This is a genomic window from Streptomyces indicus, from assembly GCF_900100315.1.
Lineage (GTDB): Bacteria > Actinomycetota > Actinomycetes > Streptomycetales > Streptomycetaceae > Streptomyces > Streptomyces indicus.
In genome coordinates this window covers 281,516-306,417 of sequence record NZ_FNFF01000005.1, presented here as the reverse complement: position 1 = coordinate 306,417, position 24,902 = coordinate 281,516, and the positions used below count along the sequence as shown (strand labels likewise).

Sequence of the window (24,902 nt, the reverse complement as noted above, 5' to 3'; positions counted from 1 at the left end):
GTCCGGGGGCCTGACGTTGGGCCCGGCCCAGGCCGGGCCGCGGACCTGGCGTAGGGCCCGGCCTAGGCCGCGAGCCCGATGTGGGCGCGGTCCGGCCTGCCTAGGCTGAGGCCATGTCGATCAACGCCCGCAGTCACATCCGTATCGCCCGCCCGTCCCGCGACCTCGCCGCCGCCGAGCGGTTCTGGCGCGAGGGCCTCGGACTGAGCGTGGTGTGGCGCACGCAGGGCGACCACGCGCCCGGCGAGCACGACCTGCTGATGCTCGGGTGGCCCGAGGCGGACTGGCATCTCGAACTCGTCCACGAGGCGGCCCGTCCCGTCGAGCCGCGCCCCACCGAGGAGGACCTGCTCGTGGTCTATCTCGACGGCCCGGTTCCGGAGGACCTCGTGGCCGCGCTGGAGCGGCACGGCGGCAAGCGGGTGCTCTCGCCCAACCCGTACTGGAACGAGTGGGGTGTGACGATCGAGGACCCCGACGGGTACCGGCTCGTCCTGTGCACGCGCGCCTGGTCCAACTCCTGAGCCGGCGGTGAGCCCGCGGACCGGCCGACTGGCCCTGTTCCGGCCGCGATAGCGTCATGCTCATGACGCTTACCCCAGGCGCCCCCACCGTCCCCCACGACCTCGCCGTCTCGGCCGGTCAGGGCCGCAGAGCCCGCCGGGCCGTGGACGCGTTCGTCTGGCTGCTGACCCCGGTCCACCTCGTGGCGGTCTCGCTGCTCGTGCAGGCCGGGACCGTCTCCGACGCACTCGTCTTCGGCAACATGGCCACCCCGCTGGTCAGCCTGCTGGTCGCCTTCTACTCCGCCACCGGCTGGCACGTCCAGGTGTCGGCCGAGGGCCTGCTCACCGCCCGCACCCTGTCCGGCCGCCGCACCGTGGAGCTGGCCGCCCTCACCAAGGTGGGGCGGGTCGAGGCCGCGGGGGAAACGGGCGGCACCGACGACCGGCTGATCCTGACGGACGCCCACGGGGTACGTGTCATCGTCCACAAGTTCAAGGGCGGCGCGGACACGGTCGACCGCACCGTGCGCCGGGCCCTCCTGGAGCGCTCGATCGACGCCGGGGTGATCGTGTCCGCACGGGCCGCCGAGCGGCTCGGGCTGGCCGATGAAGTGGCGCGCGCCAACCGCAAGATGGTGCCCGGCCGTTCGGTGCCCGGCTGGGTCGGCGGCTGGCTGCCGATCGTGGCCACCCTCGTCTATGTTCCCGTCGGCTTCGGGCTGCTCATCGCGGGCTACCTGCTGGCGGGCAGCCCCTGACGGGACGGGCTAGCGGGCGCCCGGGGCGGCCTGTCGACCGTTCGCGACCACGCGCGCGAGCAGCCGTACGGCCTCATCGATGCGATACGGCGCCAGGGCCGCGTAACCGATCACGAGCCGCACCCGCCCGTCACCCGCGGCCTGTGCCGTGTACGCGTCGAGGAGCCGCACCGCGAGCCCCGCCTCGGCCGCCCGCTCCACCAGCTCCGGGCCGGGGGTGTCTCCCGGCGGCAGCGCGGCGATCACATGGAGCCCGGCGGCGATCCCGCTGACCTCCGTGCCGGGCAGATGCTCGGCCAGCGCCTCGACCAGCGCATTGCGCCGCTCACGGTACGTGCGCAGACAGCGCCGCAAGTGCCGGTCGTAGGCGCCGTGTTCGATGAACCGGGCGAGCGTCTCCTGGTCGAGTGCCGGATTCCCCAGGTCCATGAGGCGCTTGCGGGCCACCACCGCGTCGGCCAGCCGCTCCGGCACCACCATCCAGCCCAGACGCATCCCCGGCGCGAGGGACTTGCTGACGGAGCCGGTGTACGCGACGTGGTCCGGGTCGAGTCCCTGGAGCGCACCCACGGGCGCACGGTCGTAGCGGAAGTCCCCGTCGTAGTCGTCCTCGATCACGAGACCGTCCACCGACCGCGCCCAGTCGAGGAGTTGGGCCCGGCGCGCGGGGGAGTAGGCAAGGCCGGAAGGGAACTGGTGCGAGGGCGTGGCCACGAGCGTGCGCACCCCGGCCGCCCGCAGCATGCCGAGGTCCGGGCCCTCCTCGTCCAGGGGGACGCGCACGGTCCGCATGCCCGAGTGCGCGAACAGCTCCGCATGCTCGGGACTGCCGGGGTCCTCGGCGGCCACGGTGCGCTGCCCGCCCGCGTACAGCACCAGGCCCAGGAGGGTCATGGCCTGGGAGACCCCGGAGCAGACCACGACACGCTCCGGGTCGGCGACGACGCCCCGGCGGCGCGCGAGCATCTGGGCGACCGTCGTGCGCAGCCGGGGCAGACCGCGCGGATCCGGATAGCCGAGCGTGGCGTGCGGGAGTTCGGCCAGCACCGCGCGCTGGGCCGCGGACCAGGCCGAGCGCGGGAACAGGGACAGGTCGGGCACCCCGGGCAGCAGGGTCAGGCGGTCCTCGCGTCCCCGCGGGGGAGCGCCGCGGCGGGACCCCGCGCCGGTCGCGACGGCCACCGCTCCGCCCACCCAGGTCCCCGCGCCGCGCCCCGCCCGCAGATACCCCTCGGCCGTCAACTGCTCGTACGCCTCCGTGACAAGACCCCGCGAGACCCCGAGGTCGGCCGCGAGCGCGCGGCTGGCCGGGAGCCGCGTGCCGGACGCGAGCCGTCCCGAACGGACCGCCTCGCGCAGCGCCTCCTGGAGCGCCCGGCCACGTGAACGCGCGGGCGCGGCGACGGCCGGGAGCAGCAGCTCCCAGGCTGTGGTCCAGCCGGTGGTGGTGGCTTCGCCGGTGGTTCGTATGTCTTCGGCCGACGCGCCTCCGGGACCGGCCGCGGGCTCAGCCGCATGACCGGCCGTCGGCTTGGCTGCGTGACTGGCCATTGCCTTTGCTCCGGGACCAGCCGGCGGCTCGGATGCTTGACCGGCCATCGGTTCTGCTCCAGGACCGGCCGGCGACTCGGATGCGTGACCGGCTGTCGGCTCAGCCCGGTGGCCGGCCGTCGGCTCAACTGCGTGTGCGGCCATCGGCTTTGCTCCGGGACCGGCCCGCCGCCCCGCTCGTGACCCGGCTGCCGGCTCGGCTCTCGACCCGGCCGTCGGCTCCGCGCCGGAAGCTGCCGCCCGCCCGACGTCCGAGCCGGGCGCCGACGCCGGTCCTGGCGCCCCTCCCTCAGCCCTTGGAGACGCCGACTCCGCCCCTGAAGGCACCGCCCCCGAACTCGCCCCGATCCCCGCCGAATTGGTCCCCGATGACGTCATGGAAGTGGACCTTAATGCGGACCGCCGGGATTCCTAGCGTTGCCGGTATGCCCCACACGAACTCCACGGCCGCGCCCGCTGAAGGCACCGCCCCCGCCGCCCCCGCACCTTCGCCAGGTGCCCGCCTCCCACGCCGTACCGCCGCACGCGGATCCCTGCTCGCCGCCTTTGCCTGCTGCCTCGTCGGCGCCTCGTTCACCGCGAACAGCGTGCTCGGCGACTACCCGTACGCCGGCGGGCAGTTCCTGCGCTACGGGCTCGCCTGTCTGCTGCTCCTGCCCTTCCTGGGGCGAGGCGCACTGGCACCCCTGCGCAGGCTGTCGCGCCGGCAGTGGGGACGGCTCGCCGTGCTCGCGGCCGTCGGGATGGTCGGCTTCAATCTCGCGGTGCTGTTCGCCGAGCGGACCGCCGAACCCGCCGTGCCCGGCGTCCTCGTGGGCTGCGCGCCGGTGGTCGTCGCCGTCCTCGTCCCGCTGCTCGCCTCCCGCAGGCCCACCCGGCCCGTCCTGTACGGCGCGCTCCTGGTCGCCGCCGGGGCCCTGACCGTGCAGGGCTGGGGGCGCACCGACGCCGCGGGGCTCGCCTTCTCCGTGTGCGCCCTGCTCGGCGAGGTGGGCTTCGCCGTGCTCGCCGTGCCGCTCGTGCGCCCGCTCGGCCCGAAGCTCCTGTCCGCCACCGTCTGCGGGATCGCGGCCATCGAGTCCCTCGCGATCGGCCTCATGACACAGGGCACGCACGCCCTGCGCGTACCGACCGCGACCGAGGGAGCCGCGCTGCTCTGGCAGGCGGTGGTCGTCACCGTGGTCGGCTTCGTCTGCTGGTACGCGGGCATGCAGCGGATCGGCGCCGAGCGGGCCACCCTGTTCTCCGGTCTCATCCCGGTGGCCGCCGCGGCCACCGCGCCGCTGGTCGGCACCGGCCAGTACGGGGCGGCGCAGGCGGCCGGCAGCGTCCTGGTCGGGCTCGGAGTCGCCCTGGGATCAGGGGTGTTGAGGAAGCGGCCCGCAGGATCCGCGGGCCGCTCGGCCGCCTCAGGCGGTGGCGTCGAGGATGACGCGGGCGACGAGGGCCGGGTCGTCGTTCATGGGCACGTGGCCGCATCCGGGCAGCCGGACCAGCCGGGCCCCGGGCAGCGTGTGCTTGGCGCGCACCCCCTGGCGGCGCAGGAGCAGCCGGTCGCGGGTGCCCCAGGCGACGGTGACGGGCACGGCGTCCGTGTCCATCGCGAAGGCGTCCCGGAGCTGGACGGTGCGGCCCGCGGCCAGCGTCTCGTGGAAGCCGGTGGACTCGCGCAGGGCGAGGGTCTCGGCGACCACGGCCTCCGGTGAACGGCGCCAGGGCCGCGCGTAGATGGTGCTGGTCAGCGCCGTACGCCCGGCCGCGGACCGCGACATGCGCTCGATCGCCGGGCGCGGCAACAGCGAGGCGCCGCGGTGCATGGCGAGCAGCGTGCCGAAGGCGTAGCGCCGCTCGGCCTGGGTCCAGAACCCGGCCGGGGACAGCGCGGTGACGGTCCGTACGAGCTTCTCGCGGCCCATCTCCAGCGCCAGCAGACCGCCGAGAGAATTGCCCACGACGTGCGGCCGCTCGATGTCGAGCGCCGCGCACAGCGCCCCGAGCACGGGAACGAAACCGGCCAGGTCGTACGCGAACCCGTCCGGCAGCGCGGGCGAGGCACCGAAGCCGGGCAGGTCCACGGCGATCACGTCGCGCTCGGCCGCGAGGATCGAGAACACCGGGTCCCAGGCCTGGTGATGGTGGCCGATGCCGTGCAGCAGGAGCACCGGATCCCCCGAACCGGCCCGCCGGTGGACGACGCTCACGTCCCGGGGTCCCTGTGCGGTGTCGACGCTGAAGGTGACGGTGGCGGACATGCTGCTCCTCGTCGGTGGACAACACTGCGCGGCCCGGGCGCGTACAGCGGCCGAAGCCTCCTGGATGACTCGTAGACATACTGTCAGCAACAACTACCGTTCGGTAACCCCCTGTTGGGCCCGGCTGGACACGGGGCGGGGCGTCGGGTGGGATGGGAGGGTGCCGACCGACACTCTCGTGGACGAATTCGAAGCCCAGCGCCCGGTCCTGACCGGCGTCGCCTACCGCATGCTCGGCCGCGTCGCGGACTCCGAGGACGTGGTCCAGGAGGCCTGGCTGCGCTGGTCGGCCGCGGACCGCGCCGACGTCAAGGACGCGCGCGCCTACCTCGTACGGATCACGACACGGCTGGCCATCGACCGGCTGCGGCAGGTGCAGTCGCGGCGCGAGACCTACGTGGGCCCGTGGCTCCCGGAGCCGGTGTTCACGGAGTTCGGCGACCAGGTGCCCGACACCGCCGAGCAGGCCGTGCTCGCCGACTCCGTCTCCCTCGCGGTGCTCGTGGTCCTGGAGTCGCTCTCGCCCCTGGAGCGCGCGGTGTTCGTGCTGCGCGAGGCCTTCGGCTTCCCGTTCGCGCAGATCGCCGAGACCCTGGACCGCTCCGAGGCCGCGGTGCGCCAGCTCGCCGGGCGGGCCCGCAAGCATGTGGACGAACGCAAGCCGCGCTACGACGTGGACCCGGTCGAACGGCGGGCGCTGACCGAGCGGTTCCTCGCCGCCGCGGGCGCCGGCGACCTGGAAGGCCTGGTCGGCATGCTCGCTTCGGACGCACAGCTCGTCGGCGACAGCGGCGGCAAGTCCAAGGCCCCGCTGCGCGTCCTGCACAGCGCGGACAAGGTCGGCCGCTTCCTGGTCGGCGTGGCCGGGCAGACCGGCGACGTCCTCGACGAGTTCCGCATCGTCGAACTCAACGGCGGCCCCGCCCTGTTGGGGTTCGTCGACGGCCGCGTGGACGTCTTCATGCAGCTCGACATCGCCGACGGCCTCGTCCAGAACGTGTACGTGGTGCGCAATCCGGACAAGCTGGAATCCCTCGCCGCGGACCGCAAGGCCTGATTGCCGGGAATTTCCCGTACGGGCCTCAAGTCCCCTTTCTCGCAAAGCCTCCGCGCGTCCCTGCGGAGGCTTTGTCATGAGGCGAGCGGAAATGTGACCCACCGCCGAGGCGACCGCGACGCGCGTGCGACAAGCGCGTGAACACCTCATGAGAGCGGAGCGCTGCGCTCTGTAACGGAGAGAGGATTGGTCTTGACCAAGGGTGGGCGCAGCCCTATCGTCGCGGATAGTGCAGGAACCTTTAATAAACAAGGGCACGTAAAAGCCGCCAGTGGCTGGGCATTTACGCCAGGGCGAATGCGGAGGACAGGGTGGGGACCACGCAGCTGGAGACGGTGCCGGAGACGAAGTACTGGCACCTCAAGCAAGTGATCGGCGAGGCGCTCGACTCCGAGTTCGCGGTGGGCGAGATCCTGCCCAACGAGCGTGAGCTCGCCGCCCGATTCGGCGTCGCCCGTGCCACCCTGCGCCAGGCCCTCGAGCAGCTCGAGCTCGAAGGACGCCTTCAGCGCCGCCGCGGCGTCGGCACCACCGTCGCACCGCCCCGTATGGGCGTGGCCGTGGGAGCCGCGGGCAATGGCTGGCCGGGCAGCTCCGGCGACGCCTGGCAGGCCATGGACTGCACGCAGGAGATCCCGCCCGCTGCCGTCGCCGACCTGCTCGGCGCCGGCCTCGACGAGCCGGTCCACGTCCTGCGCCGCTCGCGGATGTACAGCGGACAGCCCGTCGCCGCCGACCTGTTGTACGTACCGGCCGCGTCCGTTCCGGACCTGTCGGCCATAGACATCCCCGACGGGGCCACCCGCGCCCGCGCCGTCCTACGCGAGCTTCAGCGCCTCGGCTTCGAGGGCGAGGACCGTGCGGTCGAGCTCGGCTCCGCGCGCGCCGACGACGCCAAGCAGCTCGACCGGCTCCCCGGCGCCCCGGTGCTTCTCGTGACGACCCGCTACTTCGGCCCCGACGGCCGCACCGCCGCGGTGTCGGTGGCCACGTACCGCGCCGACACCTGCCGCCTCACGTTCGGCGGCGACGTGGAGTTCCACTCCGGGGACGAGCGCAAGGCGTCCTGACGCGCCGCAGCCTTTGAACCGGCACGGACCCTTCCGCCGAGCCGCCGTTCACCGACCCCGCCCCGGCCCACGTCCCCCCACGGACCCGGCCCGCCGTCCCCCTCCGCGGCGGGGCGGTGGGCTCGGGGCGGCCCGTGTGTGCCGGCTCCGCATGGCGCGGGGTGTTCGGGTGGTGCGTGCGCGCCCCGGAGGGCCTGTGGCCTCAGCGGCCGGTGACGGTCCCCTCGACCGCGAACAGCTCACCCTCGACATGGTCGAGCGCCAGCCGCAGCGCACCCGTCGCCACCGCGGCCTCGCCGAGCATCGACAGCTCCACGCGCGGCGGACGCAGACAGAAACGCGTCAACTCCCGGCGCAGCGGCTCCAGTACGTCGTCCAGGCCCGCCGCCCAGCCGCCGATCACGACCAGTTCGGGGTCGAGCGCGAGCACCAGCGCCGCCACGTCGTGCACCAGGCGCTGGGTGTAGCGCTCCACGGCCGCCTTCGCACCGACGTCGCCCTCGCGAGCATGCCGGAACACCTCGGTGACCGCCTGCTCGTCGAGAGGGTGCAGCGGCTCGTCCGTGGTCGACAGGAGCGTCTCGGGCGTGACCTCGCGGCCGAGCAGGTGCAGCGCGCCGATCTCACCCGCGGCGCCCCCGTATCCGCGGTGCAGCCGGCCGCCGATGAGCGAACCCGCACCGGGACTCAGGCCGGCGAGCACGAACACCACGTCGTCGGAGTCGCGGGCCACGCCCTTCCAGTGCTCGGCGACGGCGGCCGCATTGGCGTCGTTCTCCACCAGGACCGGGCACTTGAACGAGCGGCGCAGGCGTTCGCCGAGCGGCAGGCCCGTCCAGCCCGGCAGGGCGGTGCCCAGGCGTACCGTGCCGTCCGCCTCGACGATCCCGGGGCTGCCGACACCGACCGCGCGCAGCGAGCCGCGGGCGATCCCCGCCCGGCGCAGCAGCTCCGCCACGCAGGTGCGCAGCCGCTCCAGGCGCTCGTCGCTCGACGCGGTCTCGTCGACCTCCTTCTGGCCCGCGCCCAGCACCTTCCCGTCCAGGTCGGACAGGACGGCCGCGACGCGGTGCGGACCGATCTCCAGGCCGAGCAGATGCCCGGCCTCCGCGCGGAAGCGGAAGCGGCGGGCGGGCCGGCCCTGGCGCCGTGCGGCACCCTCCTCGACCGGAGCCTCGACGACGAGCCCGGCCTCGATGAGGCCCTCGACCACACCCTCCACCGTCGGCCTGGACAGGCCCGTGACGCGGGTGATCTCGGTGAGGGTGGCGGAGTCGGCGCCCTGCAGAGCGTGCAGCACCACGGCCGAGTTGATCCGTCGTAGCAGCGAGGGATCCCCGCCGGTCAACCGGCTCAACGTACGTCCTTCCTGCTCTGCGACCTGCCTGGCCGGATCGTACTCGCCGGGCCCTGGCCACGGCGAGTGCCGGGAGCCCCAGCCCGTGGTCCGGGGACTCTTGCGGAGCCGATCAGTCCGTTTGTTGCCCGTACGGGCGGGATGCGCGGACGCTGCGGGCGGCGCCGGCACTGGGCTCGCGCGCGGCACCGGAACCGAGCTCGCGTGCCGCACCGGAACCGAACTCGCGCGCGGCACCGGAACCGAGCTCAGCCGGGGGAGACGAACCCCGACTCGTACGCGGCGATCACCGCCTGGGTCCTGTCGCGCGCCCCCAACTTCGCCAGTACGGCGCTCACATGGGACTTCACGGTCTCCGCGCCCACGATGAGCTCGGCGGCGATCTCGGCGTTGGACATGCCGCGCGCCATCAGCCGCAGCACGTCCGCCTCGCGGTCGGTGAGGGCCGCGCGCTCCAGGGCCGCCCGCGCGGGAGCACTGCCGTACTCGGCCGCGAGCGCCCGGACCGCGGCAGGGAACAGGAGTGTCTCGCCCTCCGCGACCAGGCGGATGGCGTGCACGATCTCCGCGGGCCGTGCGCGCTTGAGGAGGAAGCCGTCGGCGCCGGCCCGCAGGGCGTCGTACACGTACTCGTCGTTCTCGAAGGTCGTCACCACGACGATCTTCGGGGGCGCGTCCACGGAACGGAGCACCGCGCGGGTGGCCTCGATCCCGTCGAGCAGCGGCATCCGTACGTCCATCGCGACGACGTCCGGCCGCAGCGAGCGGACCAGCGGCACCACGGCCGCACCGTCGGCGGCCTCGCCGACCACCTCGATGTCCGGCTGTGCTTCGAGCACGGCGCGCAGACCGGCGCGCACCAGCGGTTCGTCGTCGACGAGCAGCACCTTGATCGGCATCCGGCCAGCCTAGAACACCCCCGAGCACGGCCTCTCAGGCGACCGGGAGATCCACCGAGAGCCGCCACTCGCCGTCGTCGGGGCCCGCCTTCGCCCGGCCGCCGAGCAGCGTGGCCCGCTCGCGGATGCCCCGCAGTCCCGACCCGCTGCCGGCGCCGAGCGAGCTGCCGTCGAGCGGATTGGTCACGGTCAGGAGCAGTCGGCGCTCGTCGGCGCTGATGCGCACCGAGACCGGCACGGCTCCCGCATGCCGCAGCACGTTGGTGAGGGCTTCCTGGAGGATCCGGTACGCCTCGCGCGTGACCGGACCCGGCAGCCGGTCCACCGGCCCGGTGATCTCCGCGTCGACCTTGGCGCCGGAGGCCCGCGCCGAGTCGAGCAGCCGGTCGGCCTCGGCGAGCGTGGGGCGGCGGTGCGCGGGCTCACCCGGCTCGCGCAGCACCTTGAGCACCCGCTCCAGGTCTTCGAGCGCCGCACGGCCCGTGTCCTCGATGGCGGCGAGCGCCTGGTCCGTGAAGGCCGGGCTGTTGGCCGCGCGGGCCGCTCCGGCCTGCACGACGGCGACCGTCAGGGCGTGGCCGATCGAGTCGTGCAACTCACGGGCGATCCGGTTGTGTTCGAGCAGCTGCTCGGTCCGCTCCTCCAGGGCGGCGAGACGGTCGGTGGGGGAGGGGCCGAGCAGGCGCAGCGCCGTCCTGGCCATGAGGGCGCCGGCGCCCGCGGCCACGTAGCCGAGGACGATCAGCGGCAGCGGGACGAGGAAGACATGCGCCCAGTGCGCGCCCTGCGGCGCGATCAGCGAATCGGCACCGGGGTCGTCACCGACCATCGCCCCCGCGAACGACAGCGTCGTCGCGCCCGCCTGGATGGACAGCCAGGCCATCGCCGTACCGGCTTCGAGGCGGAGCACCATCCACAGGGCCGTGACGCCGCGGTCGCGCCAGGTCTGCGCAGGGCGGGCCACGATGACCGGCTCGGAGGTCTGCTCGCCGGGCTCGGACCGCCGCGCATGCCGCCCGGGGAACAGCATCAGCCGCGCCTGGAGCCCTTCGGCCAGCCGCATCGCCGGCACCAGGCCCGCGGCGGCCACGATCGGGATCGGCAGCAGCCCGAGCAGCAGCCAATTCGCGACCGAGTCCGTGTGCACCCCCACGATGAACGACCCGATCACGGTGGGCACCGCACCCACGACCAGATGCACCCAGCGCGTGTAGGTCACCGCACGGGTCAGCGGTCGCAGGATTCGAGGCATACGGACATCGTGCCAGCCGCCTGTGACAGCCGGTTCCCCCGCGCGGGGGAGAAGATCCCCACCGCCGGGGGAGGTGCGGGGAAGGCCGTTTCCCGAGGCTTGAGGCATGACAAGCATCGAGGTCACAGCGCTCACCAAGGAGTACGGCAGCACCCGTGCCGTCGACGGGCTCACCTTCACCGTCGAACCCGGGAAGGTCACCGGGTTCCTCGGCCCCAACGGGGCCGGGAAGTCCACCACCATGCGGCTCGTCCTGGGCCTGGACCGGCCGACGTCCGGCACGGCCACCGTCGGCGGCCGCGTCTACGCGTCCCTTGCCGACCCCCTGCGCGAGGTCGGCGCGCTGCTCGACGCGCAGAACGCCCACGCCTCGCGCACCGGCCGCAACCACCTGCGGGCCCTCGCGGTCAGCAACGGCCTCGCGCCGGGACGTGTGGACGAGGTCCTGGAGGAGACCGGCCTCACCTCGGCGGCCGGCCGCCGGATCAAGACGTACTCCCTCGGCATGCGCCAGCGCCTCGGCATCGCGGCCGCCCTGCTCGGCGACCCGCCGGTGATCATGCTGGACGAGCCGTCCAACGGACTCGACCCCGAAGGCATCATCTGGATCCGCGAACTCCTGCGCCGGCTCGCCCGCGAGGGCCGTACGGTCCTGGTCTCCAGCCACCTCATGAACGAGACGGCCTCCTTCGCCGACCACCTGGTCGTGCTCGGCCGCGGCCGGCTGCTCGCGGACACCCCGATGCGCGCGTTCCTCGACGCGCACCGCCACGACCGCGTGCGGGTGCGCAGCACCGAGCAGAGCCGGCTGCGCGAGGCCCTGGTGAAGCAGGGGTACGCGGTCGCCTTCGACGAGGACGGGAAACTCACCGTCGAGGACGCCCAGGCCGCCGACATCGGCGCCCTCGCGGCCCGCGAAGGCGTACCGGTGCTCGAACTCGTCGACGAGCAGACCTCGTTGGAGCAGGCCTATCTGGCGCTCACGGCAGAGGACGCCGAGTTCGCCGCACAGCACACCCCTTCCGGCGCGGCCCGCTCGTGATGCGGCCGGCTCCCGCAGCCGGCCGCCCTCTCGCCGCTTGACGCCGCCTCTCGCCGCCGAACACCACCCCGAAGCCGAGGAGACCACACCATGACCACCGCCGCCGTACTTCGTTCGGAATGGATCAAGATCCGCTCCGTACGCGCCAGTTGGGGCTCCCTGCTCTCCGTGTTCGCAGCGGCCCTCGCCGTCACGCTGCTCGCCTTCCCGCTGATCGGCCAGGCGGAGGCGGACAACCCCGACTACGACGCCCTGTTCAGCGCCTTCTACGCGATGAACTTCGCCCAGATCGCGGCGATCAGCTTCGGCGCCACGGCCTTCTCCTCCGAATTCGCGCACGGCGCGCTGCGCGTCTCGCTCGCCGCGGTGCCCCGCAGAGGCCTCTTCTACGCGGCGAAGACCGCCGTCATCGGCTTGGCGGCCCTGGCCCTCGGCCTCGTCACCTCCTTCGCCACGTTCCTCGTCGGGCAGCTCTTCATGGGCGACTACGCCATCGGACTCGGGCACCCCGGAGCGGTGAGCGCCTGCATCGGCGGCGGTATCTACCTGGCGCTTATGGCGCTCCTCGCGAGCGGGCTCACCGCGCTGCTGCGCAGCGGGGTCGCCGTCCTGAGCATCCTCATCCCCTTCGTGCTGATCGTGGGCTTCGTCATCGGGGACATGTCCGCGGGCGTCGCCGAGTTCCTGCCCGACCGGGCCGGCCAGATCGTCCTGCACTCCGAGCACACCGGAACACTCGGCCCCTGGACGGGACTCGGCGTCACCGCGCTGTGGGCGGCGGCCTCGGTGCTCGCGGGCTGGTGGGCCGTCCGCCGCAGGGACGCCTGAGGTGCTCGCCGCCCCTTCGGCCCGGCCGGATTGTCAGTGGCGGTTGCTCTACTGAACGCATGACCGCAGAACCGCACCCGCCGACGAGCAGCGAAGCCCGGCTGCTCCACGACCAGTTGGCCGCGCTCGCTCTGCTGTGCTCCCGCGACCTCGGTGCGGAGCCCGGCGGGGCGGGCCTCGGTGCGTCAGGTCCCGGCTACCGCATATCCGAACTGGCCCGCGACAAGGCGGCGAAGTCCCGGGACGCGCTGCTCGCGCCGCTCACGAAGCAGTGGGGAAGTGTGCGGCGCGTCGCGCTCCGGGACGGGCAACTGCGCGAGCCCTGGGCCTTCTTCGCGACGCTGGCCCCCGAGGTCCACGTCTGGCACACCCCCGACCGCTGGCTGGCCCTCGGTGTGACGTCCGCCCCGCCGGCCCGGCTGCTCGCCCTGGTCACCACCACGGCCCCGCCCGGCACGCCGGCGCCCGCTGCGGAGACCGGTGAGACCTGGGCGCTCGACGCCGACGTGCCGGTGCCGGTCACACCGGACGAGGTGGCGCAGTTGCTCCGGACGCGGATCGGCGGCGGGCAGTTCGACCTCTGGCTCAAGTCCCCGTCCGGGCGGGCGGTTTCCCTGCTCACGAACGCCGACCGCGCCATGGTCGTGCTCTTCGAAGGCCCGGACGACCCCGGCGAACACGCCCTCGACCCCGGGGCGGAGGGCGCGAGCGGCGGATTCCTGCTGGCCGACGGGCAGATCGACGCCTACCCGGACGCGGACACGGTGCCGCTCGGCGAGGCCCTGCGCCTGGTGGAGCACATCGTGCGCACGGGCACCTGGCCCGATGACGCCCCCTGGATGTCCGACCGCTAGGCGCGGCTTCCCTTGCCCTCGCCGTCGGCCGCTTCCCGCAGCCGGGCGAACTCCTCGGCCATCGTCTGCGCGGTCCAATGCGCGTTCAGACCACTGGGGTTGGGCAGCACCCACACCCGGCTGCCGCCGATGGTGCGCTCCTGCGGACCGATCCGCGCGGCACGGTCCGCGAACGCAGCGCGGTACGCCGTCACGCCCACGACCGCAAGCCACCTGGGCGCCAGCCGCTCGACCTTCGCTTCGAGGATGCGGCCGCCCGCCACGTACTCCTCGGCGGTCAGCTCGTCGGCGCGGGCCGTGGCGCGTGCGACGACGTTCGTGATGCCGAGCCCGTACGAGAGCAACTCCCGCTGCTCGGACGGCTGGAGCAGCCGCGGGGTGAAGCCCGAGAGGTGCAGCACCGGCCAGAAGCGGTTGCCGGGGCGGGCGAAGTGGTGGCCCGTGGCGGCGGTCAGGAGACCGGGGTTGATGCCGCAGAACAGCACTCGCAGACCGTCCGCGACCACATCGTCCACGATGCGGCCGCGGGCGGCCTCGAGTTCCTCGCGCGTGAAGCGGGGCATCCCTGTGCGGCGGCTAGAGGATCGCGCCCGGGGTGTACGCCGCCGCCTCCGGGTGCTGCTTGACGATCTCGTCGATCCGGGAGACCACCACACCGACCTGGCCGGCGGCGGCACCCGTGAACGACAGCTTGTCCGCCATCAGCTCGTCGAGCTGCGCACGGTCCAGCGGGATGCGGTCGTCGGCCGCCAGCTTGTCGAGCAGCTCGTTGCGCTCGGCGCCCTGCTCGCGCATCGCGAGCGCCGAGGCCACCGCGTGCTCCTTGATGGCCTCGTGCGCGACCTCGCGGCCCACGCCGCCGCGCACCGCGCCCATGAGGACCTTGGTGGTGGCGAGGAACGGCAGGTAGCGGTCGAGCTCACGGGCGACGACCGCGGGGAACGCACCGAACTCGTCGAGGACGGTCAGGAAGGTCTCGAGCAGACCGTCGAGCGCGAAGAACGCGTCGGGCAGCGCGACCCGGCGCACCACCGAGCAGGAGACGTCACCCTCGTTCCACTGGTCGCCGGCCAGCTCGCCGGTCATCGAGGCGTAGCCGCGCAGGATGACCATCAGGCCGTTGACGCGCTCGCAGGAGCGGGTGTTCATCTTGTGCGGCATCGCGGACGAGCCGACCTGGCCCGGCTTGAAGCCCTCGGTGACCAGCTCGTGCCCGGCCATCAGACGGATCGTCTTGGCGAGCGAGGAGGGCGCGGCGGCGAGCTGGACCAGGGCCGTGACGACCTCGTAATCCAGTGAGCGCGGGTAGACCTGGCCGACGGAGGTGAAGGCCTGGCCGAAGCCGAGGTGCCGCGCGATGCGCTGCTCCAGGTCGGCGAGCTTCGCGGTGTCGCCGCCGAGCAGGTCGAGCATGTCCTGGGCCGTGCCGACAGGGCCCTTGATGCCGCGCAGCGGGTAGCGTCCGAGCAGCTCCTCGAGGCGGCCGAAGGCGACGAGCAGCTCGTCGGCGCCGGTCGCGAAACGCTTGCCGAGGGTGGTGGCCTGGGCGGCGACGTTGTGCGAACGGCCCGCCATCACCAGCTCGCCGTACTCGGCGGAGAGCTTGCCGAGCCGGGCCAGGACGGCGACGGTGCGGTCGCGCATCAGCTCCAGGGAGAGGCGGATCTGCAGCTGCTCGACGTTCTCCGTGAGGTCACGGGAGGTCATGCCCTTGTGCACGTGCTCGTGGCCGGCGAGGGCGTTGAACTCCTCGATGCGGGCCTTCACATCGTGCCGCGTGACCTTCTCGCGCTCGGCGATCGAGGCGAGGTCGACCTGGTCGAGCACGCGCTCGTAGTCGGCGAGCGCCTGCTCGGGCACCTCGATCCCGAGGTCCTTCTGCGCACGCAGCACGGCCAGCCACAGCTGACGCTCCAGCTTGACCTTCTGCTCGGGGGACCACAGGGCGGCCAGCTCCACGGAGGCGTAGCGGCCGGCCAGAACGTTCGGGATACGGGGCTTCACAGTCACGATCGGTAAGTCTACTGGCCAAACGTGCAGGCCAACGCCGGTGGGGATTTTGTCGGAAGGTACGAGTTGGCCCGACTGTGCGCGGCACCGTGCTCCGCCGCTCCGCGGCGGGGTCGTTTCCGGGGGCTGACGCCCCCCGGGCCCCCGTAGGCGGGTGGTTGTCGGGGTCTGACGTCCCCGGTGTCCCGTGGGGCGGGTTGGCGGCCCGCTCTCGGCCCTGCTGCTGGGCCGCCCTCGCTGACGCTCCGCCGCTCCGCGGCGGTGGGTTGTGCGTGGGCTGACGCCCTGTACCCCGCTCCGGGGCTTCGCCCCTGACCCCGTTGGCGCTCCGCCGCTCCGCGGCGGGTGAGGTTCCAGGGCTGCCGCCCCTGCCCCCCCGGGGTCCGTGGGCTCCGCCCCCTGTACCCCCGCGGCCTGGGCAGCACACCGGCTCACCCCTGCACCCTGGTTCGGGGGCTCCCCCCTGGCCCCCGCGTGACGTGCGCGGCGCACCGGCTCACCCGCGTGACGTGCGCGGCGCACCGGCTCACCCGTGTGGCCTGCGCGGCGCACCGGCTCCTCACCCGCGTGACGTGCGCAGCACACCGGCTCACCCGCGTGACGCGCGCAGCACACCGGGGCCCGGCCGGGCCAGAAGCGGGCCGCCCCTGCCCCTACTCTCCGAGGACCTCGTACGGCAGCAGGTCCGGGCGCTTGGCCGGGCGGCCGTCGCCCGAGCTGCGGCCCGTGAGGCGGCGGCCGATCCACGGCATCAGGTGCTGGCGGGCGAAGCTGATGTCCGCCGTGCGCCGGGCCATCCACTTCAGCGGCACGGCCGGCGGCAGCGGTGCGCGCCAGTCCTCCTCCGGCTCGTAACCGAGCGCCTGCCACACCGCCTCGGCCACCCGGCGGTGCCCTTCGCCGGTGAGATGGAGCCGGTCCACGTCCCACATCCGCTGGTCCGACAGCGCCGGGGCGCCGTACAGGTCCACGACCACCGCGTCATGCCGCGACGCCAGCTCGTCCACGTACGAGAAGAGCTCCTCCATGCGCGGCCGGAAGCGGTCGAGGACCGGGCCCTGGCGGCCGGGGCTGCGCATCAGGACGAGCTGCTTGCAGGAGGGCGCGAGCTTCTCGACGGCCTCCGTGAGCCGGTCGCGCACCATGACCATGTCGCACTTGGGCCGCAGGGTGTCGTTCAGGCCGCCGACCAGCGTCACCACGTCGGCGCGCATCGCCGCGGCCACCTCGACCTGCTCGTCGACGATCTGGCGGATGAGCTTGCCGCGCACGGCGAGGTTGGCGTACCGGAACCCGGGCTCGACGCGCGCCATCCGCGTGGCGAGCAGGTCGGCCCAGCCGCGGTAGCTGCCGTCGGGCAGCAGGTCCGACATGCCCTCGGTGAAGGAGTCGCCGACCGCGACGAGACTGGTGTAGGAGGCATTGATCTGCATGGCGTCAGCGATGCTATCCCGTCGCCCGGGCACCTGTTACGTCCGCCCGGGCAGCCTCGTCAGGTGGGTGCAAGCACCACACACCCGAGCGAGGAGCACGCCATGGAAGCCCGTATCGACCCCATGACCCACGACGTCACGCGCAAGTCCCTGAAGCACATCGTCGCGGCCGGCAAGGCGCTCGCCGACTCCACGCTGCCGCAGTCGACACAGGAGCTGGTGAAGATCCGCGCCAGCCAGATCAACGGCTGCTCCGGCTGCCTCGACATGCACACGAAGGAGGCGGCTGCGGCCGGGGAGACCGCGCTGCGGCTGCACCTCGTCGCCGCCTGGCGCGAGGCCACCGTCTTCACCGAGGCCGAACGCGCGGCGCTCGAACTGACCGAGCAGGGCACGCGGATCGCGGACGCGTCCGGCGGCATCAGCGACGAGGCGTGGGCGAACGCGGCCAAGCACTACGACGAGGAGCAGCTGTCGGCGCTGGTGTTCGCCATCGCCGTCATCAACACCTTCAACCGCATCAATGTGATGGCTCAGCGGCCCGCCGGGGACTACGTGGTGGGTCAGTACTGAGATGGGCTGACCCGGCGGGGGCCCGGTTGGGGGTGCTCACCCCAGGTCGAGCACCCCCACCGTCTGCCCGCCGCTGACCTCGCCGGTCAGCTCGAAGCCGAGGCTCCGGTAGAACCCCTCCGGCCCGTCCGGCCCCGGGTGCCAGGTCACGTACAGCCTCGAGCCGCCGCGCCGGCGGATCTCCGCCGCCACCGCGTCGACCGCGAACCGTCCGTAGCCCCGCCCCTGCACCCCGTCGGCGATGTTCAGACGCCACAGACCGGAGCGGATGTCCGTGCCCTGCGGGTCGTCGTCCCAGTGGATGTCGAGGAACGCCATGAGAAAGCCGACGGCCCGGTCCCCGTCCATGATCAGACGGGGCCAGGCCACCTCGGCGTGCACATACGCCTCGGCCAGGGACTTCACCACGGGCGCGACCAGGTGCTCCTGGTCGGCCCGCACGCGGATCGCGAGTGCCGTGTCGAGGTTGTGCGCGGTGATCGGTTCCAGGCGAACGCTCATGCCCGGAACCCTATGGAGGGCGTCAACCGATTAAGGGCGGCTGCGGTCTGCCGGCCGGCGGACCGCACGCCCCGCCTCACACCGGCTGGCCGAACAGCTCCCGCAGTACGTCCTCCATCGTCACGAGTCCCGCCAGTCGCCCGTCCGTGCCCAGCACCGCGGCCACATGCGTACGGCTGCGGCGCATCGCCGTGAGCACGTCGTCCAGCGGGGTGGTCTCGCGCACCCGGGCGATCGGCCGCATGTCCTGCACCTGGAACGGCAGATCGCGCGGCTGCACCTCCAGAGCGTCCTTGACGTGCAGGTATCCGACGATCCTGCGCGCCTGGTCCACCACCGGGAAGCGGGAGAACCCGGAGTCGGCCGAGAGCCGCTCCAGCTCCTCCGGCGTCACGCCGAGCCGCGCGTAGACCACGCGCTCCAGCGGGAGCACCACGTCGCGGACCGGGCGGTTGCCCAGTTCCAGGGCGTCGTGCAGACGCTCCGTCGCGCGGTCGTCCAGCAGACCCGCGTCGCTGGAGTCCTTGACCATACGGGCCAGTTGGTCGTCCGAGAACGTCGCCTCGACCTCGTCCTTCGGCTCCACGCGCAGCAGCTTGAGCAGCGTATTGGCGAAGGCGTTGATCGCGAAGATCACCGGACGCAGCGCCCGCGTGATCGCGACCAGCGGCGGGCCGAGCAGCAGCGCGGACTTCACCGGCTCGGCGAGCGCGATGTTCTTCGGGATCATCTCGCCGAGCAGCATGTGCAGATACGTGGCCACCGCGAGCGCGATCACGAACGAGATCGGGTGCACCAGACCGTGCGGCACGCCCACGGCGTCGAAGCCCGGCTCCAGGAGATGGGCGATCGCGGGCTCGGCGACGATACCGAGCACCAGGGTGCACAGCGTGATGCCGAGCTGCGCCGCGGCCATGAGGTGCGAGACATGCTCAAGACCCCACATGACGCTGCGGGCCCGGCGGTCGCCCTGCTCGGCGTGCGGCTCGATCTGGCTGCGGCGCACCGAGATCAGCGCGAACTCGGCGCCCACGAAGAACGCGTTGACGACCAGCGTCGCCAGACCGATGAGGAGCTGTACGGCGATCATCGCTGGTCCTCCTCGACCGTCTCGTGCAGGGGTGCGTGCAGCAGGACGCGGGCGGCGCGGCGGCCGGTCGCGTCCACCACGTCCAGGCGCCAGCCGGCCACCTCGACGGTGTCGCCGACGACCGGGATGTGGCCGAGCTCGGTGGCGACCAGGCCGGCCAGCGTCTCGTACGGGCCGTCCGGCGCCTTCAGGCCGATCTTCTCCAGCTGGTCCATGCGGGCGGCGCCGTCCGCGGAGAACAGCGCGCGGCCCTCCTCGTCCTCGCCCGCGGGCGCGAGGTCGGCGGTCTCGTGCGGGTCGTGCTCGTCGCGGACCTCGCCCACGACCTCCTCGACGATGTCCTCGAGGGTGGCCACCCCGGCCGTGCCGCCGTACTCGTCGATGACCACGGCCATCGTGCGCTTGCCGGAGAGCCGGTCAAGGAGCCGGTCCACGGTCAGCGACTCGGGCACGAGCAGCGGCTCACGCATCAGCTGCGCCACCGACTGCCGCGGCCGGAGCTCGGCGGGCACCGCAAGGACGTCCTTGATGTGCACGACGCCGACGACCTGGTCGAGGGAGTCCCGGTAGACCGGGAAGCGCGACAGGCCCGTGGCCCGCGTGGCCGAGGCGACATCCTCCGCCGTGGCCTTCACGTCGAGCGCGATCACCTGGACGCGCGGGGTCATCACGTTCTCGGCTGTGAGGTCGGCGAGGTTGAGCGTGCGGACGAACAACTCGGCGGTGTCCGCCTCCAGCGCGCCCTCCTTCGCGGAGTGGCGCGCCAGAGCGGCCAGTTCCTGCGGGCCGCGCGCGGAGGCAAGCTCCTCGGCCGGCTCCATGCCGAGGCGGCGCACGGTGCGGTTGGCCGTGTTGTTGAGGTGGTTGATCAGCGGCTTGAAGGCCAGGCTGAACCAGCGCTGCGCCGTCGCGACCCGCTTGGCCACGACGAGCGGCGAGGAGATCGCCCAGTTCTTCGGCACGAGCTCGCCGACGACCATCAGGACGACCGTGGAGACCACGGTGGCGAGGACGAGGGCCAGGCTGTCCGCGGCGCCGCGGGACAGACCCAGGTCGTCCAGCGGACCGGCGAGCAGCTTGCCGAGCGAGGGCTTGGAGAGCATGCCGATGACCAGGCCCGTCACGGTGATGCCGAGCTGGGCGCCGGAGAGCTGGAAGGTGAGGGTGCGGACGGCCTTGAGGGCGCTGTCCGCGCCGCGCTCGCCCTCGGCGGCGGCCCGTTCGAGGGTGGAGCGCTCGACCGTGGTCAACGAGAACTCGGCGGCCACGAACACACCGCAGGCCAGCGTGAGCAGCAGAGCCGCGGCGAGCAGGAGCACTTCGGTCATCGGGTCACCTCCGTCCCATGATCGGCCAGGGATGCGGACAGTGCGCGATGTCGGGTACTGGGAGGCTCGCCCATGGGCGGACGCTCACACCTTTCGTCAGGAGGGACGCTGAGGACTACAGCGGTGATGACCATCGTAAAGGAATCGCAAAGTAGAGTTCGCCTAAGGTCCGGAGCCAGGTGCCCGATGCGGGTTTCCCCGGAGCGGCGACTCAGTCGGACCACCTCGCGGCAAGCGGCCGGCTCCGTCTCGCGGCACGCGGTCGGCCCCGTCTTGCAGCGCGCCGCCGGCTTCGCCTCGCAACACGCGGCCGACCCCGCCTCGTACCCGCTACGCGGCCGGCTCGCCGAGCGGCTTCACCCAGCGCCGCCAGTGCTCCTCCGGGTGGTAGCCGCCGGCCTGCCAGGCCCGCTGCCCCGTCTCGTTCCGTACGAGGACCATCGCGTCGGCCCGCCGCCCGCCGAGGGCCGCGAACCGTTCCTCGGCCGCCGTAAGGAGCGCCGAACCGATTCCGCGCCGGCGCCGCCCGGGATGCACGGCGAGCCGGTACAGATGGCAGCGCCAGCCGTCGAACCCGGCGATCACCGTCCCGACCAGTTCCCCGTCGAGCTCCGCGAGGATCAGCGCCTGCGGGTCGCGCTCGACGAGACGTTCCACCCCCGCCCGGTCGTCGCTGATGCTCGTGCCTTCGGCGGCGGTCTTCCAGAAGGCGAGGACGGCGTCGAGGTCGTCGGGTGCGGCGGTGCGGATCTGCAGCTCGTTCATGCGGGCATCCCATCACCGGTTTCCGTGCGCGAGCCACCGGATTCCGGGATACGGACAAGGGTGGATGCGTGGATACGGAGACGATGCCCGGCCGACGGACCGGCCTGACTCTCTGCGCGCTCGGCAGGCACCGAGGCGCTACGCCGCCCGAAGTGCCTCGATCACCGGTGCGAAGGTCTCCATGTACGGCTCCAGGACGGTGAGGTACGACAGCCCGAACCGGTCGCGCTGGTCGAGGAGTTGACGGGTCACCTCCTCCAGCGTGCCCACCGCGAGGATCGGCAGCCCGAGCACCTGCTCCGCCGTGAGATGCGCACTGCGTTCCGCCAGTTCCTCGACCGCCTTCGCGCGGTCGTCCGTGAGCTGCACCGTCTGCAGCAGCAGGTTCCGCTCGGCGGGATCCGCTCCCTCCGGACGCACGCTCCGCTCGACCTCCTCGTACCGCTCGACCGAAGCCGCGAACTCCTCGGCGGAGAGGGCGAGAAGCGTGCCCGGTTCCTCCGGGTGCGAGCGCGCGCCCGTGAAGGCCACGACGTCCGCCTCCCGGGCGGCGAGCTGCATCACCCGCGCACCGTTGCCGCCGATCAGCAGCGGCGGGCCGGCTGCCTGCGCCACTTGGTCCCGCAGCGGCTCCTCGGCGTAGAGCCGCCTCAACTCGCTTACGGTGTGGACGAGATGGCCGACCCGCTCACCGGGTGAGCCCCAGGGCAGCCCGGCGCTCTCGTGCTCGGCGCGCACGTACCCCGCGCCCAGACCCACCTCGAGCCGCCCGCCGGTCAGCGCGTCGGTCGTGGCGATCTCGCGGGCCAGCAGCGCGGGGTTCCAGAAGCCGGCATTGAGCACGAAGGTGCCCAGGCGCACCCGCTCCGTCGCGCCGGCCGCGGCGACCAGCGCAGGGAACGGGGCGGGCATGCCCAAATGGTCCGGGACGAGCAGCACGTCGTAGCCGAGCTCCTCGGCCCGGCGGCACTTGGCGCGCCATGCGGCGGCGGGCGCGGGCTGAAGCAAGTTCACCCCGAAGCGGAACGGGCGCTGGTTCATCGGTCCTCCCTGCTCGATGACTGCCCCTGCTCAGGGCGCGATCCTCGACGGCCGCCCCTGCTCAGGGCATGAGGGGCAAGCCGGTGACCGCCGCCGGGCCGCCGGCTGACGGCGGCCGGCCGACGGCCACCAGGCTCACGCATGATCCCTGCGCCCGTATCCGCTATTCATGCGCGATCGCCGCGAGGACATTCATCCGGGCCGCACGCAGCGCCGGCAGGAGCGCGGCCGCCAGGCCCACGACGACCGAGGCGAGCACCACCGCGATCATCGTCCCCCAGGGGATCGCGAACGCGGTCATCCCTTCGAGGGCGAGCACCTGCTGGATCGCCACGCCCCAGACCAGTCCGAGCGCGATGCCGAGCAGCGCCCCGAACACGCAGATCACCACCGACTCCAGCCGGATCATCCAGCTCAACTGGCGCCGTGCCAGCCCGATCGCGCGCAGCAGACCGATCTCACGGGTCCGCTCGACGACCGACAGGGCGAGCGTGTTGATGACGCCGAGGACCGCGATGATGATCGCGAGCCCGAGCAGGGCGTACACGAGGTAGAGCATCACGGCGATCTGGCCGCGGATCAGCTCCTTGTAGTCGGCCTGGTCGCGCACCTGCACCTGGGGGTACGGGTCGAGGGCCTTCTCCAGGTCCGCGCGCAGTTCGTCGGCGTCGACGCCCGGGCCGGCGTTGATGTACACCGCGGAGTCCTGGCCGTCCGGCACATACTGGTCGGCGGTTTCGAAGCCGAGGAACACCCCGCCCTGCGGCCCGAACGTGCCGCTGCCCGGCAGGTCGGTGAGGGCTCCCACGGTCAGCGTCGCCTTGCGCCCGCCCGGGAACTCGACGGGCAGCTCGTCGCCGGCCTTCACCCCGTGCTCGGCGGCGAACGCGTGGTCCATGCCCAGGTGGCCGGCCGCCAGCGCCGCCTGCGTGTCCCCGGCCGTGTACTCGACCTTGGCGACCTCGTCGAGCCGCGATTCGTACGCCGAGGCCGTGGACTCCACACGCTCGCCGTCCGGCAGGTCGAGCGCGATCGGCACGAAGCGCTGCCGTACGACCAGACCGGCGCCGTCCGCGCCCTTCGCCGCGTCGGTGACCTCGGCGGGGAACGGCATGAAGTTGCTGTTCTGGATCACGAAGTCGGCGCCGAGCGAGCGGTCGATCTGCTCGTCGAAGGACTTGGTCATCGACGCGCTCGCCACCGACAGACCGCCCACCAGGGCGAGCCCGACCATCAGCGCGGCCGCGGTCGCCCCCGTACGGCGGGGATTGCGCAGCGCGTTGCGCTGGCTCATCCGGCCCACCGAACCGAACACGGCCGGGAACGCCCCGCCGAGCACCCGGATCACCGGCCGCACCAGCAGGGGCCCGGCGATCACGGTGGCGATCAGGGTCAGCGCCACCCCGAGACCGAGCAGCGAGCCCGCGCCCGCGCTGTCCTTGGCGAGCGCGCAGCCGACGAGCGCCGCCGCACCCGCGGCGCCCACGACGGACCCGACGATCGCGCGCACCGTCAACGGCCGCCCCACGCCCATGACTTCGACATCCGCGAGCGCCGCCATCGGCGACACCCGCGAGGCGCGCCGGGCCGGCAGATACGCCGCGAGGAAGGTGACCCCGACCCCGACCGCGTACGAGGCCACGGGTGTACCCCAGCCGATCACCATCTCGGTGGTCTTGAGGTTCATCCCGAACAAGCCCATCAGCTCGATGAGCCCGGCCGCGAGACCGATCCCGGTGGCCAGGCCGAGCGTCGAGCCGACCAGTCCGAGCAGCAGCGCCTCGGTGAGCACCGAGCGGCGCACCTGGCGGCGGTCGGCGCCGAGCGCGCGCATCAGGCCCAGTTCGCGGGTGCGCTGCGCGATCAGCATCGAGAAGGTGTTGACGATCAGGAAGATGCCGACGAGGACGGCGATGCCCGCGAACCCGAGCATCACGTACTTGATCACGTCGAGGAACCCGCCGAGCTCCGCCGCCGCGGACTCGGCCTGCTCGTCGGCGGTCTGCAGCTCGTAGGCGCCGCCGAGTTCCGCGGCCAGATTGCGCTTGAGCTGCTCGTCGCTCACGCCCGCGGCCGCGTCGACGGAGATCCCCGTGGCCTTCTCCGGGTCGCCCAGCAGCTCCTGCTGCGCGGTGGCGGTCTCCAGGAACACCAGCGCCGCACCGGGGTTGGTGGTGGTGAAGGTGGCGATACCGACGATCTCCACCTTGAACGAACCGGGCCGTGCGAGCACGGTCAGGGTGTCGCCGATCTCCAGGTTCTTCTTGTCGGCGGTGTCCGCGTCGAGCAGTGCCTCACCCGGCCCGGCCGGCTCCCGGCCGTCGGTCAGCTCGACCGGACTGCGGTCGGTCACATACCAGTTGGTGGCGATGGTGGGCGCGCCCGTGGTCGATCCGACCGGCTCGTTGTCCGCGTCGACGACGGTGATGTTCTCCACGCCGACGTCGAGGTGTGTGCGTGCCACGCCCTCCACCGAGCCGATCCGGTCGGCGAGTTCGGCCGGCACCGTCGGGACGAGACCCGACGGGATCCCCTCGTCGATGTCCTCCTTGGCCGTGACGGTGACATCGGCCGAGGTCGAGGCGAAGAGCCGGTCGAAGGTACGGGTCACCGTGTCGGAGAAGATCAGGCTGCCCGCGACGAACGCCACGGACAGGACGACGGCGAGCGCCGAGAGGAAGAGCCGCCCCTTGTGGGCGAAGAAGCTGCGCAGCGTGGCTTTGAGCACGGCCGCC

Annotated in this window: 22 protein-coding genes and 1 pseudogene; 9 read left to right on the top strand and 14 right to left on the bottom strand. The window is 72.8% G+C overall.

Features of this window, described 5'->3' with window-relative positions:
• Positions 1-113: 113 nt before the first annotated feature.
• Positions 114-524 (top strand): VOC family protein, encoded by a 411-nt coding sequence (locus tag BLT97_RS15960; RefSeq protein ID WP_093610560.1) that lies wholly within the window; start codon positions 114-116, stop codon positions 522-524.
• A gap of 62 nt (positions 525-586) precedes the next feature.
• Positions 587-1,264, top strand: a complete 678-nt coding sequence (locus BLT97_RS15955) for a hypothetical protein (protein ID WP_143041337.1) — start codon at positions 587-589, stop codon at positions 1,262-1,264.
• A gap of 9 nt (positions 1,265-1,273) precedes the next feature.
• Here BLT97_RS15955 and pdxR read toward each other — a convergent pair whose 3' ends face one another.
• The gene (gene pdxR, locus BLT97_RS15950) at positions 1,274-2,815 is read right to left on the bottom strand and encodes a MocR-like pyridoxine biosynthesis transcription factor PdxR (RefSeq protein ID WP_093610556.1); all 1,542 of its coding nucleotides are present in this window, start codon (positions 2,813-2,815) and stop codon (positions 1,274-1,276) included.
• Positions 2,816-2,847: 32 nt separating this feature from the next.
• Here pdxR and BLT97_RS15945 point away from each other — a divergent pair.
• Positions 2,848-4,158 (top strand): annotated as a pseudogene (locus BLT97_RS15945) (DMT family transporter); the annotation flags it as partial.
• 66 nt (positions 4,159-4,224) lie between these two features.
• On the opposite strand, the gene BLT97_RS15940 reads toward BLT97_RS15945, so the two are convergent.
• Entirely contained in the window at positions 4,225-5,067 is an 843-nt protein-coding gene (locus tag BLT97_RS15940) for an alpha/beta fold hydrolase (protein ID WP_093610554.1), read from the bottom strand.
• A 160-nt stretch (positions 5,068-5,227) separates the two neighbouring features.
• Between BLT97_RS15940 and sigJ the strand changes: the two genes are divergently transcribed.
• Positions 5,228-6,124 carry an RNA polymerase sigma factor SigJ gene (gene sigJ, locus BLT97_RS15935; protein ID WP_245769349.1) on the top strand — a complete coding sequence of 299 codons (897 nt, stop codon included), beginning with the start codon at positions 5,228-5,230 and terminating at the stop codon, positions 6,122-6,124.
• 311 nt (positions 6,125-6,435) lie between these two features.
• Complete coding sequence (locus BLT97_RS15930; protein ID WP_093610552.1) at positions 6,436-7,194, top strand: GntR family transcriptional regulator; 759 nt, start codon at positions 6,436-6,438, stop codon at positions 7,192-7,194.
• Between the two features lie 202 nt (positions 7,195-7,396).
• Here the strand turns inward: BLT97_RS15930 and BLT97_RS15925 are convergent, their stop codons facing one another.
• The 3 genes from BLT97_RS15925 to BLT97_RS15915 all read right to left on the bottom strand — a co-directional run bounded on the left by BLT97_RS15925 (position 7,397) and on the right by BLT97_RS15915 (position 10,702).
• On the bottom strand, positions 7,397-8,551 hold the full coding sequence (locus tag BLT97_RS15925; protein ID WP_093610550.1) for an ROK family transcriptional regulator: 1,155 nt from the start codon (positions 8,549-8,551) through the stop codon (positions 7,397-7,399).
• A gap of 248 nt (positions 8,552-8,799) precedes the next feature.
• Positions 8,800-9,450: a response regulator transcription factor gene (locus BLT97_RS15920; RefSeq protein ID WP_093610548.1), complete on the bottom strand. Its 651-nt coding sequence runs from the start codon at positions 9,448-9,450 to the stop codon at positions 8,800-8,802.
• 34 nt (positions 9,451-9,484) lie between these two features.
• Positions 9,485-10,702, bottom strand: a complete 1,218-nt coding sequence (locus BLT97_RS15915) for a sensor histidine kinase (RefSeq protein ID WP_093610546.1) — start codon at positions 10,700-10,702, stop codon at positions 9,485-9,487.
• 106 nt (positions 10,703-10,808) lie between these two features.
• Here BLT97_RS15915 and BLT97_RS15910 point away from each other — a divergent pair, with 106 nt between their 5' ends.
• The 3 genes from BLT97_RS15910 (at position 10,809) to BLT97_RS38510 (ending at position 13,426) form a co-directional block, all read left to right on the top strand.
• Positions 10,809-11,744 carry an ABC transporter ATP-binding protein gene (locus BLT97_RS15910; RefSeq protein WP_093610544.1) on the top strand — a complete coding sequence of 312 codons (936 nt, stop codon included), beginning with the start codon at positions 10,809-10,811 and terminating at the stop codon, positions 11,742-11,744.
• Between the two features lie 90 nt (positions 11,745-11,834).
• A complete protein-coding gene (locus tag BLT97_RS15905; protein WP_093610542.1) occupies positions 11,835-12,572 on the top strand; it encodes an ABC transporter permease in 738 nt (245 codons plus the stop codon).
• A 59-nt stretch (positions 12,573-12,631) separates the two neighbouring features.
• Positions 12,632-13,426, top strand: a complete 795-nt coding sequence (locus BLT97_RS38510; protein WP_245769348.1) for a hypothetical protein — start codon at positions 12,632-12,634, stop codon at positions 13,424-13,426.
• Here BLT97_RS38510 and mug read toward each other — a convergent pair.
• The 3 genes from mug to BLT97_RS15885 all read right to left on the bottom strand — a co-directional run bounded on the left by mug (position 13,423) and on the right by BLT97_RS15885 (position 16,869).
• Positions 13,423-13,989 carry a G/U mismatch-specific DNA glycosylase gene (gene mug, locus BLT97_RS15895; protein WP_093610540.1) on the bottom strand — a complete coding sequence of 189 codons (567 nt, stop codon included), beginning with the start codon at positions 13,987-13,989 and terminating at the stop codon, positions 13,423-13,425. The two genes, BLT97_RS38510 and mug, sit on opposite strands and share 4 nt — an antisense overlap.
• A gap of 13 nt (positions 13,990-14,002) precedes the next feature.
• The gene (gene purB / locus BLT97_RS15890; RefSeq protein WP_093610538.1) at positions 14,003-15,436 is read right to left on the bottom strand and encodes an adenylosuccinate lyase; all 1,434 of its coding nucleotides are present in this window, start codon (positions 15,434-15,436) and stop codon (positions 14,003-14,005) included.
• Between the two features lie 653 nt (positions 15,437-16,089).
• Positions 16,090-16,869 carry an SGNH/GDSL hydrolase family protein gene (locus BLT97_RS15885; protein ID WP_093610536.1) on the bottom strand — a complete coding sequence of 260 codons (780 nt, stop codon included), beginning with the start codon at positions 16,867-16,869 and terminating at the stop codon, positions 16,090-16,092.
• Positions 16,870-16,971: 102 nt separating this feature from the next.
• Between BLT97_RS15885 and BLT97_RS15880 the strand changes: the two genes are divergently transcribed.
• Positions 16,972-17,442 carry a carboxymuconolactone decarboxylase family protein gene (locus tag BLT97_RS15880; protein ID WP_093610534.1) on the top strand — a complete coding sequence of 157 codons (471 nt, stop codon included), beginning with the start codon at positions 16,972-16,974 and terminating at the stop codon, positions 17,440-17,442.
• A gap of 36 nt (positions 17,443-17,478) precedes the next feature.
• Here the strand turns inward: BLT97_RS15880 and BLT97_RS15875 are convergent, their stop codons facing one another.
• The 6 genes from BLT97_RS15875 to BLT97_RS15850 all read right to left on the bottom strand — a co-directional run bounded on the left by BLT97_RS15875 (position 17,479) and on the right by BLT97_RS15850 (position 24,895).
• The gene (locus BLT97_RS15875; protein ID WP_093610532.1) at positions 17,479-17,943 is read right to left on the bottom strand and encodes a GNAT family N-acetyltransferase; all 465 of its coding nucleotides are present in this window, start codon (positions 17,941-17,943) and stop codon (positions 17,479-17,481) included.
• Between the two features lie 76 nt (positions 17,944-18,019).
• Positions 18,020-19,033: a hemolysin family protein gene (locus BLT97_RS15870; protein ID WP_093610530.1), complete on the bottom strand. Its 1,014-nt coding sequence runs from the start codon at positions 19,031-19,033 to the stop codon at positions 18,020-18,022.
• Complete coding sequence (locus tag BLT97_RS15865; protein WP_093610528.1) at positions 19,030-20,361, bottom strand: hemolysin family protein; 1,332 nt, start codon at positions 20,359-20,361, stop codon at positions 19,030-19,032. The genes BLT97_RS15870 and BLT97_RS15865 overlap by 4 nt, the downstream gene beginning before the upstream one ends.
• A 330-nt stretch (positions 20,362-20,691) precedes the next feature.
• Positions 20,692-21,126, bottom strand: coding sequence for a GNAT family N-acetyltransferase (locus BLT97_RS15860; protein WP_093610526.1), 435 nt, complete (start codon positions 21,124-21,126; stop codon positions 20,692-20,694).
• A gap of 138 nt (positions 21,127-21,264) precedes the next feature.
• Positions 21,265-22,167, bottom strand: coding sequence for an LLM class F420-dependent oxidoreductase (locus BLT97_RS15855; RefSeq protein WP_093610524.1), 903 nt, complete (start codon positions 22,165-22,167; stop codon positions 21,265-21,267).
• Between the two features lie 163 nt (positions 22,168-22,330).
• Positions 22,331-24,895 carry an ABC transporter permease gene (locus tag BLT97_RS15850; RefSeq protein ID WP_093610522.1) on the bottom strand — a complete coding sequence of 855 codons (2,565 nt, stop codon included), beginning with the start codon at positions 24,893-24,895 and terminating at the stop codon, positions 22,331-22,333.
• Between the last annotated feature and the right edge of the window lie 7 nt (positions 24,896-24,902).

Coding starts and splice junctions, on each gene's coding strand:
- BLT97_RS15920 (WP_093610548.1), bottom strand. CDS start 9,450: ATGCCGATCAAGGTGCTGCTCGTCGACGACGAACCGCTGGTGCGCGCC.
- BLT97_RS15960 (WP_093610560.1), top strand. CDS start 114: ATGTCGATCAACGCCCGCAGTCACATCCGTATCGCCCGCCCGTCCCGC.
- BLT97_RS15955 (WP_143041337.1), top strand. CDS start 587: ATGACGCTTACCCCAGGCGCCCCCACCGTCCCCCACGACCTCGCCGTC.
- BLT97_RS15865 (WP_093610528.1), bottom strand. CDS start 20,361: ATGACCGAAGTGCTCCTGCTCGCCGCGGCTCTGCTGCTCACGCTGGCC.
- BLT97_RS15855 (WP_093610524.1), bottom strand. CDS start 22,167: ATGAACCAGCGCCCGTTCCGCTTCGGGGTGAACTTGCTTCAGCCCGCG.
- BLT97_RS15940 (WP_093610554.1), bottom strand. CDS start 5,067: ATGTCCGCCACCGTCACCTTCAGCGTCGACACCGCACAGGGACCCCGG.
- pdxR (WP_093610556.1), bottom strand. CDS start 2,815: ATGGCCAGTCACGCAGCCAAGCCGACGGCCGGTCATGCGGCTGAGCCC.
- BLT97_RS15910 (WP_093610544.1), top strand. CDS start 10,809: ATGACAAGCATCGAGGTCACAGCGCTCACCAAGGAGTACGGCAGCACC.
- BLT97_RS15915 (WP_093610546.1), bottom strand. CDS start 10,702: ATGCCTCGAATCCTGCGACCGCTGACCCGTGCGGTGACCTACACGCGC.
- BLT97_RS15875 (WP_093610532.1), bottom strand. CDS start 17,943: ATGAGCGTTCGCCTGGAACCGATCACCGCGCACAACCTCGACACGGCA.
- BLT97_RS15905 (WP_093610542.1), top strand. CDS start 11,835: ATGACCACCGCCGCCGTACTTCGTTCGGAATGGATCAAGATCCGCTCC.
- BLT97_RS15885 (WP_093610536.1), bottom strand. CDS start 16,869: ATGCAGATCAATGCCTCCTACACCAGTCTCGTCGCGGTCGGCGACTCC.
- mug (WP_093610540.1), bottom strand. CDS start 13,989: ATGCCCCGCTTCACGCGCGAGGAACTCGAGGCCGCCCGCGGCCGCATC.
- BLT97_RS15860 (WP_093610526.1), bottom strand. CDS start 21,126: ATGAACGAGCTGCAGATCCGCACCGCCGCACCCGACGACCTCGACGCC.
- BLT97_RS15870 (WP_093610530.1), bottom strand. CDS start 19,033: ATGATCGCCGTACAGCTCCTCATCGGTCTGGCGACGCTGGTCGTCAAC.
- BLT97_RS15880 (WP_093610534.1), top strand. CDS start 16,972: ATGGAAGCCCGTATCGACCCCATGACCCACGACGTCACGCGCAAGTCC.
- BLT97_RS38510 (WP_245769348.1), top strand. CDS start 12,632: ATGACCGCAGAACCGCACCCGCCGACGAGCAGCGAAGCCCGGCTGCTC.